This window comes from Polaromonas sp. CG_23.6, from assembly GCF_029892315.1.
Taxonomy (GTDB): domain Bacteria; phylum Pseudomonadota; class Gammaproteobacteria; order Burkholderiales; family Burkholderiaceae_C; genus Polaromonas.
The window spans coordinates 4,055,692-4,072,702 of sequence record NZ_JARXUY010000001.1; the positions used below are offsets into that span (position 1 = coordinate 4,055,692).

Annotated in this window: 17 protein-coding genes and 1 pseudogene; 11 read left to right on the top strand and 7 right to left on the bottom strand. The window is 60.9% G+C overall.

Annotation, left to right across the window (positions count from 1 at the left end; all coding sequences use genetic code 11):
* Positions 1-13: 13 nt before the first annotated feature.
* Complete coding sequence (locus tag H4V98_RS19200) at positions 14-400, bottom strand: hypothetical protein (protein WP_196861882.1); 387 nt, start codon at positions 398-400, stop codon at positions 14-16.
* 28 nt (positions 401-428) lie between these two features.
* Between H4V98_RS19200 and H4V98_RS19205 the strand changes: the two genes are divergently transcribed.
* The gene (locus tag H4V98_RS19205; protein ID WP_196861881.1) at positions 429-1,706 is read left to right on the top strand and encodes a PQQ-dependent sugar dehydrogenase; all 1,278 of its coding nucleotides are present in this window, start codon (positions 429-431) and stop codon (positions 1,704-1,706) included.
* An 87-nt stretch (positions 1,707-1,793) separates the two neighbouring features.
* Positions 1,794-2,114, top strand: coding sequence for a cytochrome c (locus H4V98_RS19210; RefSeq protein WP_231374556.1), 321 nt, complete (start codon positions 1,794-1,796; stop codon positions 2,112-2,114).
* 56 nt (positions 2,115-2,170) lie between these two features.
* Here the strand turns inward: H4V98_RS19210 and H4V98_RS19215 are convergent, their stop codons facing one another.
* Entirely contained in the window at positions 2,171-3,007 is an 837-nt protein-coding gene (locus H4V98_RS19215; protein ID WP_196861879.1) for a pseudouridine synthase, read from the bottom strand.
* A 255-nt stretch (positions 3,008-3,262) separates the two neighbouring features.
* Here H4V98_RS19215 and H4V98_RS19220 point away from each other — a divergent pair, with 255 nt between their 5' ends.
* Positions 3,263-3,823, top strand: coding sequence for a DUF2244 domain-containing protein (locus H4V98_RS19220; protein ID WP_196861878.1), 561 nt, complete (start codon positions 3,263-3,265; stop codon positions 3,821-3,823).
* 282 nt (positions 3,824-4,105) lie between these two features.
* Here H4V98_RS19220 and H4V98_RS19225 read toward each other — a convergent pair whose 3' ends face one another.
* On the bottom strand, positions 4,106-4,558 hold the full coding sequence (locus tag H4V98_RS19225) for a DUF305 domain-containing protein (RefSeq protein ID WP_196861877.1): 453 nt from the start codon (positions 4,556-4,558) through the stop codon (positions 4,106-4,108).
* Positions 4,559-4,871: 313 nt separating this feature from the next.
* On the opposite strand from H4V98_RS19225, the gene H4V98_RS19230 reads away from it, so the two are divergent.
* The 6 genes from H4V98_RS19230 to H4V98_RS19255 all read left to right on the top strand — a co-directional run bounded on the left by H4V98_RS19230 (position 4,872) and on the right by H4V98_RS19255 (position 10,735).
* Positions 4,872-6,374, top strand: a complete 1,503-nt coding sequence (locus H4V98_RS19230) for a DUF4331 domain-containing protein (RefSeq protein ID WP_196861876.1) — start codon at positions 4,872-4,874, stop codon at positions 6,372-6,374.
* Between the two features lie 10 nt (positions 6,375-6,384).
* Positions 6,385-6,642, top strand: a complete 258-nt coding sequence (locus tag H4V98_RS19235; RefSeq protein WP_196861875.1) for a hypothetical protein — start codon at positions 6,385-6,387, stop codon at positions 6,640-6,642.
* A gap of 271 nt (positions 6,643-6,913) precedes the next feature.
* Positions 6,914-7,177, top strand: coding sequence for a heavy-metal-associated domain-containing protein (locus tag H4V98_RS19240; RefSeq protein ID WP_280757835.1), 264 nt, complete (start codon positions 6,914-6,916; stop codon positions 7,175-7,177).
* Positions 7,178-7,356: 179 nt separating this feature from the next.
* A complete protein-coding gene (locus tag H4V98_RS19245) occupies positions 7,357-7,821 on the top strand; it encodes a hypothetical protein (RefSeq protein ID WP_231374557.1) in 465 nt (154 codons plus the stop codon).
* An 11-nt stretch (positions 7,822-7,832) separates the two neighbouring features.
* Positions 7,833-8,279, top strand: a complete 447-nt coding sequence (locus H4V98_RS19250; protein WP_255532109.1) for a DUF302 domain-containing protein — start codon at positions 7,833-7,835, stop codon at positions 8,277-8,279.
* A gap of 83 nt (positions 8,280-8,362) precedes the next feature.
* The gene (locus tag H4V98_RS19255) at positions 8,363-10,735 is read left to right on the top strand and encodes a heavy metal translocating P-type ATPase (protein ID WP_196861873.1); all 2,373 of its coding nucleotides are present in this window, start codon (positions 8,363-8,365) and stop codon (positions 10,733-10,735) included.
* A 98-nt stretch (positions 10,736-10,833) separates the two neighbouring features.
* Here the strand turns inward: H4V98_RS19255 and H4V98_RS19260 are convergent.
* The 4 genes and pseudogenes from H4V98_RS19260 to H4V98_RS19275 all read right to left on the bottom strand — a co-directional run.
* Positions 10,834-10,932 (bottom strand): annotated as a pseudogene (locus H4V98_RS19260) (DNA-binding response regulator); the annotation flags it as partial.
* A 140-nt stretch (positions 10,933-11,072) separates the two neighbouring features.
* Positions 11,073-11,663 (bottom strand): c-type cytochrome, encoded by a 591-nt coding sequence (locus tag H4V98_RS19265; protein WP_231374558.1) that lies wholly within the window; start codon positions 11,661-11,663, stop codon positions 11,073-11,075.
* The gene (locus H4V98_RS19270; protein ID WP_196861871.1) at positions 11,653-12,855 is read right to left on the bottom strand and encodes a PQQ-dependent sugar dehydrogenase; all 1,203 of its coding nucleotides are present in this window, start codon (positions 12,853-12,855) and stop codon (positions 11,653-11,655) included. Before H4V98_RS19270 ends, H4V98_RS19265 begins: the two co-directional genes overlap by 11 nt.
* Positions 12,856-13,222: 367 nt before the next feature.
* Complete coding sequence (locus H4V98_RS19275) at positions 13,223-13,948, bottom strand: Crp/Fnr family transcriptional regulator (RefSeq protein ID WP_196861870.1); 726 nt, start codon at positions 13,946-13,948, stop codon at positions 13,223-13,225.
* A gap of 318 nt (positions 13,949-14,266) precedes the next feature.
* Between H4V98_RS19275 and H4V98_RS19280 the strand changes: the two genes are divergently transcribed.
* Positions 14,267-16,213: an AMP-binding protein gene (locus tag H4V98_RS19280; protein ID WP_196861869.1), complete on the top strand. Its 1,947-nt coding sequence runs from the start codon at positions 14,267-14,269 to the stop codon at positions 16,211-16,213.
* A 12-nt stretch (positions 16,214-16,225) separates the two neighbouring features.
* Positions 16,226-17,011, top strand: coding sequence for an ABC transporter ATP-binding protein (locus tag H4V98_RS19285; protein ID WP_196861868.1), 786 nt, complete (start codon positions 16,226-16,228; stop codon positions 17,009-17,011).

The following is a 17,011-nucleotide window of genomic DNA, read 5'->3' on the forward strand; positions in this document are numbered from 1 at the left end:
GGGTTTGGCTCAGTCAGGATGAATAAAAGACAGCGCAACAGATGCGCCCGCAACCCGCTATTTTCAACCCTGCGCCAGCCAGTGGCCGCAGCGGCCGTGTCCGGAAACTTGTTTTTATGCAAAATATATCGATTGCGCAATACCGGCGGGCATTTATAGCTATTTTTTCAATAGCAGCTGAATCGCGCTGATGTTTCTGGGCGAAGCCGCTGCGCCTCTGGCGCAACTTCAAACCGGCAGTGTCCGGCGCGGTGGTTATCTGCCGTTTAGCAAGCTTTTTCAGACGGGTATTTACCCGATTGGTATTTACCCGAAACCGTAGCGCATCCAGGCATCGAGCTATTGATTTTTTGGAAATGATGGCGGTTAATGAGACGCCATGCTGTGTGGCTTCATGCATTGACAAAACCATCTAAACAGGAGACTTCATGAAAGTTGCGAAATTGTTGCTTGCGCTGGCGGCGGGTGGGCTGGCGCTGGGGGCTGCGGCCCAGGCACCAAAGGACAATATTGCCAATCTCAAGCAAATGAAGGTGTCGGGCACGGACCTGAACATTCCGTCGGTTCCCCAGGAAGGCAAGAACGCCGATGCGATTCGCGCCAACCTGAAAAAAATCAAGCTGCCGCCGGGCTTCAAGATCGATTTGTATGCCGTGGTGCCCGATGCGCGCCATATGGCCGTCGCGCCATCGACCAACATGCTCTTTGTCGGTACCCGAAAAACCACGGTCTGGGCTGTGACCGACCGGAACAGCAGCGGCACGGCCACCGAGGTCAAGGCTTTTGCGCCTTCGCTCAATTTCAAGGTGCCCAATGGCGTGTGCTGGACCAAGGACGGTTTCCTGGTGGTGGTGGAGCACAACCGCGTGCTCAACTTCCCGGCGGCCGAGTTTTTCTATGAAGGCCCGGATGTCGCCGTGATTGAAGTCGTGGGCCAGGGCAATCTGATTCCGGTCGAGGAAGAGTCCTACAACCACGGCGCCCGCACCTGCCGGGTTGGCGACGATGGCAAGCTGTACATCACCCTGGGTCAGCCGCACAATGTGCAGCCCGCCGGCAAAGTGGATCTGTACGACAAACTGGGCATTGGCGGCATTATTCGCATGGACGCGTTTGATGGCTCCAAGCGAGAAGTGTTTGCCCGGGGCGTGCGCAACTCGGTCGGCATGGACTTCAATCCCAAGGACAAAACCTTGTGGTTTACCGACAACCAGACCGATGGCATGGGTGATGAAACCCCTCCGGGCGAGCTGAACCGCGCGACTGCGGTTGGCCAGCACTTTGGCTACCCTTACTGGGTCGGCAAGGTCAAGGTGGCCGGCTCGTCAGCGGCACTTGATCTCAAGGACATGAAAGAGCCTGCCAAGGCGGTGTTTCCCCAAGTCGAGTTTCCAGCGCATCAGGCGCAATTGGGGATGAACTTCTACAACGGCAAGCAGTTTCCAGCCAAATTCCAGGGAGGCATGTTCGTTGCTGCCCATGGCTCATGGAACCGCACCAAGGCCACTGGAGCGCTAATCAACTTCGTTCCTGTCAACGCCGATGGCTCGGCTGGCAAATCCGAGGTATTCGCCGACGGCTGGCTTGACAGCGAAACTGGTGTTTACCGCGGTCGCCCGGTGGATGTGGCGCCGATGAAAGACGGCTCGCTGCTGATTTCGGATGACTATGCGGGCGCCATTTACCGCGTAACCTACGCTAACTAACTGACTTTCAAAGACCCGGTGTTCAGGCTGGCGCAACCAGCCTGAACGGGTCTTTTCATGGGCTACCCAGGAATTAAAAAAATGAGAATGCTGAAGATTCTGCTTGCACTGGGGGCCTCCTGCGCCCTGACGCTTGCAGCAGCCGCCGACCTCGAGGCCGGCAAAGCCAAGGCCGATGCAGCCTGCGCGGTCTGCCATGGCGTTCAAGGCGTCGCAACGCTGCCCAATGCGCCCAATTTGGCAGGCCAACCCCAGATTTATCTGACCGAGCAACTCAAGAATTACCGCAGTGGCAAGCGCACCCATGAGGTCATGAGCGTGATTGCAAAACCCCTGAGCGATCAGGAGATTGACGACCTATCGGCTTGGTACGCCTCTTTGGCAATGGTTCTGCGCGACAGCAAATAGCCAGCCAGTTTCGTTTTAAATACCGATCTTGTATAAATCCTAAGCTAGCGCCCGTCTCAGAACTGCTCGTGCGGCGCCAGGTAGCGCCACTGGCCAATCGGCAGGTGGCCCAGGTTGACACGGCCGATGCGTACGCGTTTCAGGCCGGTGACAAACAGGCCGACCTGTTCGCACATGCGGCGAATCTGGCGCTTCTTGCCTTCTTTCAGCACAAAGCGCAGCTGCTCGGGGTTTTGCCAGCTGACCTGCGCCGGGCGCAGCAGCTTGCCGTCCAGGCTCAGCCCGTGGCACAGCGCGGCCAGCCGCTCCGCCGGAAACGCCGCCTGCACGTTGACGTTCTCATGCCCGTAGCTGACGCGCACCAGGTATTCCTTTTCCATCTCCGAGTCCTCGCCGATGAGCTGGCGCGCCACGCGGCCGTCCTGCGTCAGCACCAGCAGGCCAATCGAGTCGATGTCCAACCGGCCGGCCGGCGCCAGACCGCGCAGTTGCTCAAAGCCCCAGCGCATGCGGCTGTTGCATTCGCGCCAGCGGTTTTCCGGCTGCACCAGCGCAACGGCAGGCTCGTGGCCGTCCTCGGCCTGGCCGCTGACGTAGCCGACCGGCTTGTTGATCAAAATGGTGACCTGCTGGCGCTGCTGCTGCTCGGCTTCGCGGGCAACGTCGATGCGCGCAGTGGCCGCCACCGGCTGGCCCATCACCGCAGGCACGCCGTTGACGCGCACCCAGCCCCGGGCAATCCAGTCGTCGGCCTCGCGGCGAGAGCACAGGCCCAGGTCGGCCATGCGTTTGTTCAGGCGGACCGTTGGCGCGGGCGCATTGGCATCGGCCGGCACGGCGCGCACACGCACGGCGCCGGAAGCGGGAGGTTTGGGGAAATTTTGATCGGACATGGCTGGACGGTATTTTAGGACGGCCCTTGCCCTGGCCTGTCAGTCTGCACGGGGAACGTGGTTTTTCGCCCAGTTGCCTTTGCAGTTGGCCTGGGTGGGGCGGGCTGCGGCAACCCGCACAGCCGCGTGACTTGGGGCCGTTACCGACAGCGCATTTACTTTTTGCCCGGCGCAGGTATATTTTGCGTTCCGCTGCGCCAATGCAAACCCTGCGCAGAAGCCGGAGCTGCTGCCGCCACCTCATCGACCCACGCCATGAACGCTTTTTCATCCACAGAAGCCGACCGTCCGCCTGCGGCAGATGCCGGCGTTGACCCGCCCCGCTGGCGGCTCAAACGGCGCTGCGCGCTGACGCCGCGCCAGCTCTTGATGAGCTTTGTTGCGCTGGCAATGTTCAGCACAGCCGTTGCCCTGCCCTTCGGCTGGTACGGCGTGTGGATGATTCCCCTGTGGTGCCTGCTGGAGATCAGCGTGGCCGGAACGCTCTACCTTTTTTATATGGTGCATGCGGCAGACGGCGAGCAGATCAGCTTCGGTCCGGATGGCCAGCTGGACATCGAGGTGGTGCGCGGGCTGAACACCCGGCACTACTGCATGAACCCGGCCTGGGCCCGGCTGGAGCGCGGCGGTGCCCGAAAGGACCGCTTGTGGCTGTGCTGCAGTCCGCTTCGGATCGAGGTGGCCACGCAACTCGGCGCCAGTGAAAAGCGCCGGGTGGAGCGTGAGCTGAAGCTGGCGCTGGCAGAAAGACGCAGCGGCATGGACCGCGTGCTGTATTTTCCAACGCCGGTCCAGCCCGTGGTGATTCGCTCCTGAATCAATAGCTGCAAGTTCTTTGTGGGCTTGCGGGTAAGCCATTTTTTGCTTGAATTTGAATAATGCACAGGCCGTTCACAAGCCTGAACCCGATGACTTGCCCACGCTCGCATCTTCGCCCGCTAAGCGAAAACAGGAATGCAGGCCAACGGAGGTCATTCACCCTGTACCGTGATGTCATTCCGAACCGCTGCGCAATCCTGACAAATTTCAAGTCTCGGTTAGTGCTTGCCAAAAATCTTCCGCCCCTGAAAACAGGGGGCCCAAGATGACGTATCAGGCTCAGCGCCTTGCGTCGATGTCCCGGATGAGCTGCTTCATCTCTGCAATCTCGCGGACCTGGGCTTGGGCAATGCCATCGGCCAGCTTGCGAACTCTGGGGTCGGAGATGCGGGCGCGCGTGCTGGTCATGATGGCAATTGAATGGTGGGGAATCATGGCGCGCATGTACGACACGTCATCGACCGTCGCCTGGCTTCGGACCAGCCACAACGATCCGGCAAAGACCACGGCACTGACCACCGCAATGCCCAGGTTGGCGCTGCGATTTTCAAGCATGTGGGTCATGAACGCCAGCATGACGATGGCCATGGTGGCGCCCATGAGCAAGGCCATGTACGCCCGCGTCTCGCTGAAGAACACATGGTCCAGCTGGTAGGTGTTCAGGTACATCAGACCGAACATCACAAGGGTCGAGACGACGATCATCGCCACAAAACGTCGATAGGGATTCATTTGCCTTCACCTGTGAAAGTTTGCATCTTCCCACCGCACTGCACAGACAGGCGTAGCCAAAAGTCGGCTACGCCTGTAGGCTTGCATGGAACGACCAGCCACCTGTTGAAGGGGCAATCCAAGGGCATGTTTTGCGCCAGCGTTGCACGCTGGATGGGCGCGTTTGTCTTGATGAAGCAGTCAATGATCAGTGATTACTGATTGCTGATCAGCAATCTGTCCTATTCGCGCTGGAAAGGACTGCCTACAAAAATCAGAGCAGGGGCATCAACACCATGAAGGTGGAATTTTTCCATCTTTTCAGGAGACACACATGCCCGGTTTCGCCAAGAAAAACGTTTTAGCCGCTGCGGTTATCAGCGCTCTCGCGCTTGCCAGCGCTTTGCCTGCGCAGGCTTCCAGCCACCGTGAAGCACCGTTCATCACCAACCAGCCCAAGGTGGACGGCACTGACCTGTATATGTTTCGCAGCTACGAGGCGGGCCGTCAGGACTACGTGACGATGATTGCCAATTACATTCCTTTTCAGGATCCGCAAGGAGGACCGTTTTTTTACCAGTTTGACCAAAACGCCTTGTACGAAATTCATGTTGACAACGTGGGGGATGCAAAAGAGCACCTGACGTTCCAGTTCCGGTTCAAGAACACCTCGAAGAAACTCACCCTCAAGGTGGGTGACAAGGATGTGCCGATTCCGCTTATCAATTCCGGTACTGTGAGCGAAGTCAACGATGCGAAGCTCAATGTGCGTGAAACCTACACCGTGGACCTGGTCAGGGGCGACCGCCGCAGTGGCTCCAAGACCAGCCTGACAAACGCAGCCGGCGGCGGGACCGAATTCGACAAGCCGGTCGACAATATCGGTGACAAGACATTTTGCGGCGCCACCTGTTACGAGGTCTATGCCAACAAGCACATCTACAACGTCGCGATTCCTGGTTGCGCCGCGCCAGGGCGCGTTTTCGTCGGCCAGCGCAAGGAGCCGTTTTACATCGCCGTTGGCAAGATTTTTGACCTCTTCAACCTCAATCCGCTGGGCGCTGAAGTCAACGGCAATAAAAACGACCTGGAAAACAAGAACATCAGCTCGATTGCCCTGGAAGTGCCGATTTCCTGCCTGACCACGGCAGGCGAGCCGGTCATCGGGGCCTACACCACGGCCAGCGTTCGGCAGGGACGCCTGATCAATCCTTCGCCCAAAGGCCTGAACAATGCCACCAAGGAAGGCGGCCCCTGGGCGCAGGTGTCCCGCGTCGGCATGCCGCTGGTCAACGAGGTGGTGATCGGCATGGATGACAAAGACCGTTTCAACGCGTCCAAGCCGTCGGGCGACGCGCAGTTCATCAACTACGTCACCAACCCGACCTTGCCTGCCGTGGTGCAAACCTTGTTTCCCGCAGCCAAGGCGCCCACCAACTTCCCGAGGACCGACCTGGTCACAGTGTTCCTGAAAGGCCTTGAAGGCCTGAACCAGCCGAAAAACGTCGTTGCTTCGGAAATGTTGCGCCTGAACACCACCATTGCCCCGGTTGCCCCGGCGGCTCAAAATCCGCTGGGCGTGGCAGCGAACGACAAGGCCGGTTTTCCGAACGGACGGCGCCCTGGCGACGATGTGGTGGACTTGTCCCTGCGGGTGGCCATGGGTGCGCTGTGCGCATTGACAGGTGCCGGGGACACCCTCAAGGTAGGCTGCAAGCCTGCCGATGCACCGGCAGGCGCGCTGCCCCTGACCGACGGCGTGCGCAAGGATGCCACCACGTTCAAGTCAGCGTTCCCGTACCTCAACACGCCAATTCCCGGCAATTTCAACAACTAAGGAAAAAATGATGAACCATCAGCTTTTTTTCAAGGGCGCCGCTGCCGTGGCACTGGCTTTGGCACTGGGCGCCTGTGGCGACGGTGGCACGACGGTGGGTGGCGGTGGAACCGGTGGCGCAGGCGGCGGGGGCGGGCCATCCGGCTCCTTCATTGCTGCGGTCAATGCGCTGATTGCCAGCACGTCCGAGACACTGGAGCCCCGGGAGATCGAGTCCATCGGCGTGACGTCCCCGGAAGACACCGAACCTGCGGCGCTGAACAGTTGACAAGCCTGCCACCGGCCTTGTCTGGCATCACGATCGGGCGACGGCGAGGCGACGGCGCCATGGCCTGAAGCCTGCGCATCAAGCTGGTCCGGACGCAGCCCGGCCATGGATTGACTTCCATGGCCGGGCGCTTTCATGCTGGCAACGGTCAAGGTGCATTGCCGCATACCCGTACTGCCAGGGGGGTCGCCAAGGAGCGTCGCTTGACCTTCCCACGGTGGAAAGGTCGAAAGTACCTCTTTTCCAACCCGTTCCCATCAAGGACCCACCCATGAACACGTTTGAAGTCAAGGACATGACCTGCGGCCATTGTTCCAGCACCATCACGAAGGCAGTGAAGGCGCGGGACCCCGGCGCCACCGTGCAGATCGACATCAGCGCCCACCGCGTCCAGATCGAATCCGACACCGTCCCTGCCGGGCAATGGAGCGATGTCATCCGGCAAGCGGGCTACACCCCCGTGGCCATTCAGGACGGAGCCCAGGCTGCGGCGCCCGCGGCCGCACCGGTACGCAAGGGCTGCTGCTGCGGCTGAATCGTGACGTCGGCGCCCTGACTGAACTGCCTGGGTGTAAGCTGCCGCACAGACGCCTTGAATCTTCAGGTTTACAAGCAAGCCATTGCCTGGCGTGTCGATTCGATGTCAGACAGACCCGGCCGTATTGCCTGCATTGCTGCGATTTCATTCTTCATACCTACTCCGGGAGCCTTCACATGTTGTCACTTCGCGCACTGGCCTTTGCAGCCGCCGCCTTCACCTTCGGCCTTGCCGGGTGTGCCCAGACATCCGTCGACCGGAATGCACCCCCTCCCCATGCCGCGCCCGCTGCGGGCATGCCCATGGGCGGTTCCGGTGAACACATGGCCCGCATGGATGAGCAGATGAAAACCATGCATTCCATGCACGACAAGATGATGCAGTCCATGACGCCCGAACAGCGCAGCGCCTTGATGGCCGAGCACATGAAGGTCATGCAGGACAGCATGGCCATGATGGGCGGCATGATGGGAAAAGGTGGCATGGGTGGCATGGGCGCCATGTCGGGCATGCATGGCAAAGGCGCCATGGAAGGGGGCATGGGCATGGACCGTCAGATGATGGAAAAGCACATGCAGATGATGCAGTCCATGATGCAGATGATGACCGACCGCATGCCGCCAGCCCCGGCCAAACCTTGAAGGAGTACGCAATGAACACCCCCCGGCCTCCGGCCACGACCCCTCCCGGTGAATCCTACGGCTTTTATTGCACCCTGGCGGACATGCGTTTTCCCGAGGCCATCGCGCGGGTCACCGACGCACTCATGGCCGAAGGATTCGGCGTGCTGACGGACATCGACATCCAGGCGACGGTGAAAGCCAAGCTGAATATCGACATGCCCGCTTACCGCATCCTGGGCGCCTGCAACCCGCCGCTGGCACATCGTGCCCTGACGGCCCAGCCGGACATCGGACTGCTCCTGCCGTGCAACGTCATCGTGCGGGAAGAGGCCCACGGCGGCCAGACGGTGGGGTTCATGGACCCGGTGGCGGTGATGCAAATGACCGACGACCCCGAGGTTGCCAAGGTGGCGGCTGAAGTCCGGGCGCGTCTTGAACGCGTGCGTGCGGCGTTGGCCGCTCCTGTCCCCACCTGAGCTTCGCGCCGGTCTGCGCCTGTCGGGCCGGATCGGCCATTCATCCTGTGCGGCCGTGGCCGCCCCTTCAGAAGGAACCCTAGATGGACATGCCTGTCACACCATTGCCGAGCGCAGCCCCCGCAAAAACGGATCCCCTTCACGGTGCGCCGGAAGGAGCCGTCAAGCTGAAAGACCCGGTCTGCGGGATGGACGTGACGGCGGCGTCGCCGCACCATCTGGCGCACGAAGGCAGGCCTTACTACTTCTGCAGCGCCCGATGCCAATCGAAATTTTCGGCCGATCCGTCGGCCTACACCGCCAAGCCGCCTGCACCGAGTGCACCGTCGAAGGCAGCGCCGGCAGGGACGATTTACACCTGTCCGATGCATCCCGAGATCCGGCAAGACCATCCGGGCAATTGCCCGATATGCGGCATGACGCTGGAGCCCGTCATGCCCACCCTCGACGATGACGAGAACCCCGAACTCGCGTCCTTCACCCGCCGCTTCTGGTGGACGCTGCCGCTGACAGTGATCGTCACGACGCTGGCCATGTTCGGCCACCGGCTGGGCTGGTTCGACATGGTCACGCAAAGCTGGGTCGAGCTGGTTCTGTCCCTGCCGGTGGTGCTGTGGGCGGGCTGGCCGTTCTTCGTGCGCGGCGCGCAGTCGGTGGTGAACCGGAGCCCGAACATGTGGACCCTGATCAGCCTGGGCACGGGCGCCGCCTTCGTCTACAGCGTGGTCGCGACGCTGGCGCCTGGTGTCTTTCCGTCTTCGTTCATCTCGATGGGCCGCGTGGCGGTCTACTTCGAGGCGGCGGTGGTCATTATCTCGCTGACACTGTTCGGCCAGCTGCTCGAATTGAAGGCGCGGTCCAAGACATCGGCAGCCATCAAGTCACTGCTTGGCCTGTCGCCCAAGACGGCGCGCCGCGTGCAGCCGGACGGCCGCGAGGAAGACATTCCCCTGGCCGACGTGCACGAAGGCGACAGCCTGCGCGTTCGCCCCGGCGAGAAGGTGCCGGTCGATGGCGTAGTGCTCGAAGGCAGCAGCGCACTGGACGAATCCATGCTGACGGGCGAGCCGTTGCCGGTGACCAAGCGGGTCGGCGACAAATTGATCGGCGCCACGCTCAACACCAGCGGCGCCTTGCTGATGCGTTCCGAGCATGTTGGCTCGGCGACCGTGCTGTCGCAGATCGTCCAGATGGTGGCGCAGGCGCAGCGCTCCAAGGCGCCGATGCAGCGCATGGCCGATGTCGTGGCCGGGTATTTTGTCTATGGCGTTGTGGGCATCGCGCTGCTGACCTTCTTTGCCTGGGGCTTCTTCGGCCCGCAGCCGAGCTGGGTCTATGGCCTGATCACCGCGGTGACGGTGCTGATCATTGCCTGCCCGTGTGCGCTGGGGCTGGCCACGCCGATGTCCATCATGGTCGCCACTGGCCGCGCCGCCACGCAGGGCGTGCTGTTCCGGGACGCCGCCGCCATCGAGAACCTGTGCAAGGTCGACACGCTGATCGTCGACAAGACCGGCACGCTGACCGAAGGCAAGCCGGCTTTCGAGGTGGCGCTGGGTGCCAATGGCTTCAGCGAAGACGAGGTGCTGCGCCTGGCCGCCAGCCTGGACCAGGGCAGCGAGCACCCCCTGGCGGCCGCCATCGTCAACGCGGCACGGGAGCGCAAGCTGGCGCTGGAAAAAGCCGAGGACTTCGATTCCGCGTCGGGCATCGGTGTGAAGGGCGTGGTCGGCGGCAAGTCGCTCGCCATCGGCAACACGACGCTGATGCAGCAGCTCGGCATCGACGTGGCACCCCTGGCCGACCGGGCCGAACAACTGCGCAGCACGGGCGCCAGCGTCATGCACTTGGCGGTGGATGGCCAGCTGGCAGGGCTGCTGGCGGTGTCCGATCCAATCAAGGCCAGCACCGAAGAAGCCTTGATTTCGCTGCGCAAGTCGGGCCTGCGCATCATCATGGCCACCGGCGATGGCCTGACCACCGCGCAGGCCGTGGGCAAGCGCCTGGGCATCGACGAGGTGCATGGCGAGGTCAAGCCGCAGGACAAGCTGCATTTGGTCGAACGCCTGCAAAAGGAAGGCCGCATCGTGGCGATGGCCGGCGACGGCATCAACGACGCCCCGGCGCTGGCCAGAGCCGACGTCGGTATTGCGATGGGCACCGGCACCGACGTGGCCATGAACAGCGCGCAGCTCACGCTGGTCAAGGGCGACCTGCGCGGCATCGCAACGGCGCGGGCCCTGTCGGTCGCCACGGTGGCTAACATGAAGCAAAACCTCGGCTTTGCCTTCATCTACAACCTGCTGGGCGTGCCGCTGGCCGCCGGCTTGCTGTTCCCGTTCACCGGCTGGCTGCTGTCGCCGATGGTCGCTGCGGTGGCCATGAGCCTGAGCTCGGTCTCGGTGATCAGCAATGCGCTGCGGCTGCGGATCACGGCGCTCAAACCGGACGAATGATCTAACCGGGCGGGATGGGAAGGCTTTTGCGTACCTGATAACCGTTAACGACAGTTTTCGAAAGGCCACGTCTGTGCATGCAGGGCAGTTGCTGAATTTCAGGCGACCAGCCGGTAGCCCTCGTCGGTTTCCGTCAGCAGGCACTGCGGCTGGGCCGGGTCAAGCTCCAGTTTTTACTGCAGGTGTTGTAGCGGTAGGGCTCGCGCTTGAATGCCGTGCCGTCAACTTTGTCACTGCGCATTTTGAGCAGGTCCTGCACCGCCATGACAAACCATGGCGGTACATCACCAACGTGCAGTTCACCAGCCACGGGGTTGTATTCCCCAGTGGCAGGGTGCTATTTGAAATTGGCCAGGAAATGGGCCAGATCGTCAAGATCGTCGTCTTTTAGTCCATACAGGGACGCGGCCATGATGGTGTCGCGTCCGAGGCCAGGGTGGTCGCGGAACTGCTTCATCGAGTAGACCAAAAACGCTTCCTGCTGCCCTGCCAGTCTCGGGATCTGCTGGCGCCCGGTATAGTCCGGCAAGTGGCAGCTTGCGCACAACATTTTTTGGGCGGTAGCCTGACCGCGCTGGTAGGTCACGCTGTTGACAGGCTTGGGTTCCCGTACCGGCGTCTGCGCAGAAAAATAGCTTGCCAGCGCCACAAGCTCTGCATCTTTCAGCCCATCCAGCACCCCTTTCATTTGCGGAATATCGCGCAGGCCTTCCCGGATCAGCACCATCTGGTTTTCAAGAAACAGCTTGGGCTGGCCAGCCAGCGAGGGGTTCAAGGGAATCTGCGAGTTGCCTTGTGCGCCATGGCAGGCCATGCACAGCGGCAGTTGCGGGGGTTGCTGGGCCTGGCCAGGAACCAGGTAAAAAAGCAGGGCGACGGCTGACAGCGCCCTGCTGATGGTCAACGTGCCTGATCGCTTACTTGGCATACGAAATGCGGTATATCGCGCCAAGTTGCTCATCAGAGAGCAGCATGGAACCATCGGGCATTTGCAGCATGTAGGTCGGGCGGCCCCAGAAGGCTTGGGTTTTTTCGTCCAGGAAACCCGTGATGAACGGGGTGACCTTCGGATTTTTACCATCGGCGTCCGTGCGAACCATGACCACGTCGTAACCGCTTTTCTGGGTGCGGTTCCACGAGCCTTTGCGGGCAACGAGCATTGCATTCTTGTACTCGGCCGGGAACATGTTGCCGGTGTAAAACTGCAAGCCCATTGCGGCTGCGTGGGCGCCCATGCCTTGCACGTACGGCGTCACGCCCTCACACGGCTTGTCCTTCTTGATGTCGGGATCGGCAATGCCACTGGCGTGACAGTACGGAAAACCGAAGTTCTGGCCCACCTTGCTCAGGCGGTTGAGTCCGTCTTGCGGGCTGTCGTCGCCCATCCAGTCCCGACCGTGGTTGGTGAACCAGAGTTCCTTGGTCACAGGATGCCAGTCAAAGCCTTGCGTGTTGCGCACGCCGGTCGCAATCACTTCCATGTTCGAGCCATCGGCATCGTAGCGACGGATCTGGGCGTACTCCTGGGTAGGCAACTCGCAGATGTTGCAAGGCGCTCCAAACGGAACATACAGCTTGTCATCCGGGCCGAAACGCAGGTACTTCCAGTTGTGGTGCTGTTCAGGCGGCAAATTGAACTTGGCGGTCAGGTCAACCGGCTGCACATCGGGGTTCTTTTCTATGCCGTCATAACGCAGCACCTTGTCGATGGCCATGACATAAAGCGCACCGTTGTGCATGGCGACGGCCGGCTGGTTCAGCTTGTCAACGACCACGCGGCTGGTGCGCTCGGTGCCGTTGTCGGTGATTTCATACACGCGGCCAAGTGCACGCGTGCCGACGTAGATTTTTCCACTCTCGCCGCGGGCCATGGCACGGTTTCCAGGTGTGCCCGACGACCAGACTTCTGCCTTGAAACCGGGCGGCAGCTTGAGCTTCTGGATCGGGATGTCGTCCGCGGCGGTGGCCGTGAATTTGCCGGCATGGGGCGCGAGCTTCGAGCTGGCCATCTCGCCTGTCATGCCTTGCTTCCAGATCGGCGGGGGCGGGGCAGCTTGTGCGAACGCCTGGCCAACGCCGAAGGCGAGTAGTGAGCCCATCAAGGCAAAGTTTTTGATCATTTTTTGTCTCCGTTAATCGGTTTTGTTTGGGGTTTAGCTCGTTGTCCATTTTTATAATAGCACCGGCCTGGCGGCACCAAGACCTCCGGAAACCGGCATTGCCGGCTTGAAACTCAACGTACGCATCCTGGCGATGCGTCATGAAGCACGTGACTTTGACCATCGGAATTGAACATTAAAAAGTCAGCTTCTCGGAGCAAGAAAGCGCTGTCTGGGTCGTTGCGCTCCCGGCCAACGCCGCATTTTCGGCGGTCATCGGAAACGGCAACCAACGCAAACGCGGCCCTCTGAAAATTGCTTCGCAACACGACAACAAACGAAATTAAAGCTACTTTTTCAATAGCTGTAGTTGCCCGCCGATATTGCGTCAGGACTGGTTTTTATCCTGAAATATGCTGGACCGCAGTGCGGCAATGTCGAGTACGCGCAAACCGCCGTATTCGACGCGAATCGTGCCTTGCGCCTCCAGGGTTCGCAGCGACTCGTTGACACGCTGGCGCGACAGGCCGACCAGGTAAGCCAGTTCTTGCTGCGTGATGCGCAGCACCTCTCCCACGCCCGGATAAAGCACCGGGTTGAACAGCGCGGCCAGGCTGCGCCCCACGCGCAAGTCGGGGTTGCTCATGCGGTCAATCTCGCGCGCTGAAATGAACTGACCCAGGCGCTCGTTGAGCTGGTTCATCACAAAACGGTTAAAGCCGATCGAGTGGTCAAGCAGCCAGTGAAAACTGTCAATGGGCAAGCCGGCCACCACGCTTTTGCGCAGCGCCTGGATGTTGTAGCGGTACGGCTCGCGCTTGAGCGCCGTGCCTTCGCCAAACCAGCCGCCGGGCGGCATGCCGGCAAAAGTCATGGTGATGCCCTGGGCATTGTCCGAACTCATCTTGAGCAAGCCTTCGACCACGCCAAACCAGTAGGTCACAGGCCTGCCCACACGGCAGACGTAATCGCCCGCGGCCGCATCGCCCACCTGCAGGCTCGCCACCGCGCGCAGCCGTTCATCGGGACGCAGCAAGGGCAGCCAGGGAATGCCGCGCAACTCGTCTGGCGAGGGAGTTCGGCGGCGCTGGTGAAGGGTCAGGTCAGTTGACATGGGTCATGAAAACACCTGGATGTCATGCAGGCGTCAAGTTAAACCCTTAAATTGTCGGCCAAATGCTGATTTATTGTCAATTAAAAACCTCCGGCCGACGTGGCCTCAGCGGCGCATTGCCCCGCAACCCCGAATGCGCATGGCTTTGCATGTCGGCAACTTCATTGGCCAAAAGCGGCTAACCCCGGGCTGTCCCCACTAGGACTTACCCGTAAATTGTCGTTGCAACGACACCAGGGCGTCAAACGCAGTCCTAATATTCGATACACAACAGCCGACTTTCTTAAACAGTCGGCCCCACACGGAGACACGGACCGGATGCAGACCACATTTCCCCAATTGCTGCTCAAACATGCCGCCGAGCGCCCGGATGCACCGGCCATGCGCGAAAAAGAATACGGCATCTGGCAGGCGCACAGCTGGTCGGCCCTGGCCACCCTGGTCGGCCAGCTGGCCGCCGGGCTGAGCCAGGCTGGCCTCAGGCGCGGCGAACACATGGTGGTGATTGGCGCCAACCGCCCGCGCCTGTATGCCACCATGCTGGCGGTGCAGTCGCTGGGCAGCGTTCCGGTGCCGCTGTACCAGGATGCGGTCGGCGCCGAATGCGTCTTTCCGCTGAACAACGCAGAAGTGCGTTTTGCCATGGTCGAAGACCAGGAGCAGGTCGATAAACTGGTCGAAATCAGGGATCGCTGCCCGCAAATTTCGAACATCTACTATGACGACCCGCGCGGCCTGCGCACTTATGACGAGCCCGGGCTTGATTCGCTTGATGCGCTGATCGACTCAGGCAAGGCCTTCATCGCCCAGAACCCGAACTGGTTTGCGGCTGAAGTCGCCAAGCTCCAGCCGAACGATGTGGCGGCCATGTTTTTCACCTCGGGCACGACCGGCAACCCCAAAGGGGTGGTGCACACCCACAGCACGCTGCTTGACCGCGCCAGCGCCGGCGCCGAATTCGACAAGCTGACAAATGCCGAAGAAGTGCTGGCCTATTTGCCACCCGCCTGGATTGGCCAGAACATCTTCAGCTACGCCCAGTGGCTAGCCTGCGGCTACGTGGTGAACTGCCCCGAGTCGGCCAGCACCGTGACGATCGACCTGAAGGAAATCGGCCCGACCTATTACTTTGCGCCGCCGCGTGTCTTTGAAGGCCTGCTGACCAGCGTGATGATCCGCATGGAAGACGCTGGCGCACTCAAGCGCAAGATGTTCGAGGCTTGCATGAATGTCGCCCGGCGCGTTGGCCCGGCGCGCATGAATGGCGAAGCCGTCGGCAGCCTGGACCGGCTCAAATACGCCATCGGCAACGTGCTGGTCTATGGTCCGCTGCGCAACACCCTGGGCTTCAACCGGGTGCGCGTAGCCTACACCGCCGGCGAAGCCATTGGCCCCGACCTGTTCAGCTTTTACCGCTCGATCGGCATCAACCTCAAACAGCTTTACGGCTCGACCGAAACCGCCGTATTTGTCTGCCTGCAGCCCGACAACCAGGCGCGCGCCGACACTGTGGGCGTGCCAATTCGCGGCGTCCAGATCAAAGTCGCCGACAACGGCGAGATCATGGTCAAGTCGGCCGGCCTGCTCAAGGAATACTACAAAAACCCGACAGCCACCGCCGAGGTGCTGACCGCCGACGGCTGGTACCACACCAGCGACGCCGGCTTCCTGGATGCGCACGGCCACCTCAAAATCATCGACCGCGTCAAGGACGTTGGCCGCATCAAGGGCGGGCCTAACGACGGCGCCATGTTTGCGCCCAAATACGTCGAGAACAAGCTCAAGTTCTTCCCCTTCATCAAGGAAGTCGTGGCGCTGGGCGACGGCCGCGACCGCGTTTGCGTCATGGTCAACATCGACTTCGATGCGGTCGGCAACTGGGCCGAGCGGCGCAACCTGCCCTACGCCGGCTACACCGACCTGGCACAAAAGCCCGAGGTCTACCAGCTGATGCAGGAATGCATTGAAAAGGTCAATGCCGACCTGGCCAGCGATGCGCTGCTGGCCGGAAGCCAGGTCAGCCGTTTCCTGATTCTGCACAAGGAACTCGATGCCGACGACGGCGAACTGACGCGGACCAACAAGGTCAAGCGTGGGTTCATTGCCGAAAAATACGGCGTACTGGTCGAGGCGCTGTATGCCGGTAAGGCCGAGCAATACATCGAGACCGTCGTCAAGTTCGAGGACGGCCGCACGGGCAGCGTCAGCGCCACGCTCCAACTGTCGGACGCAAAAACCTTTTCCCAGGTCAAAGCTGCGGCCTGAACAAAAAAAACCATGACAAAAAAGAAGACCGGCGACGTCATCCTGGACGTCAACAACATCAGCCTGCGTTTTGGCGGCGTCAAGGCGCTGACCGACATTTCCTTCAATGTGAAGGAGCATGAAATCCGCTCCATCATCGGCCCCAACGGCGCCGGCAAAAGCTCGATGCTCAATTGCATCAACGGCGTCTACACGCCGCAGGAAGGCTCGATCACCTTTCGCGGCCAGAAGTTTTCACACATGTCCTCGCGCCAGGTGGCCGAAATGGGTGTGGCCCGCACGTTCCAGAACCTGGCGCTGTTCAAGGGCATGAGCGTGATCGACAACATCATGACCGGGCGCAACCTGAAGATCAAAAGCAACATCTTTCTGCAGGCGCTGCGCATCGGCCCTGCCGAGCGCGAGGAAACACGCCACCGTGAATATGTCGAAGGCATCATCGACTTTCTGGAAATCCAGGCTTTTCGCAAGACGCCGGTTGGCCAGTTGCCCTATGGTCTGCAAAAACGCGTCGATCTGGGGCGCGCGCTGGCGATGGAGCCGCAGGTGCTGCTGCTGGACGAGCCGATGGCCGGCATGAACGTCGAGGAAAAGCAGGACATGTGCCGCTTCATCCTCGACGTGAACGAGGAATTCGGCACCACCATCGTGCTGATCGAGCACGACATGGGCGTGGTGATGGACATTTCCGACCGTGTCGTGGTGCTCGACTACGGCAAGAAGATTGGCGACGGCGAGCCCGAAGAAGTCCGCGCCAACCCGGACGTGATCAGCGCCTACCTCGGCACCAGCCATTGA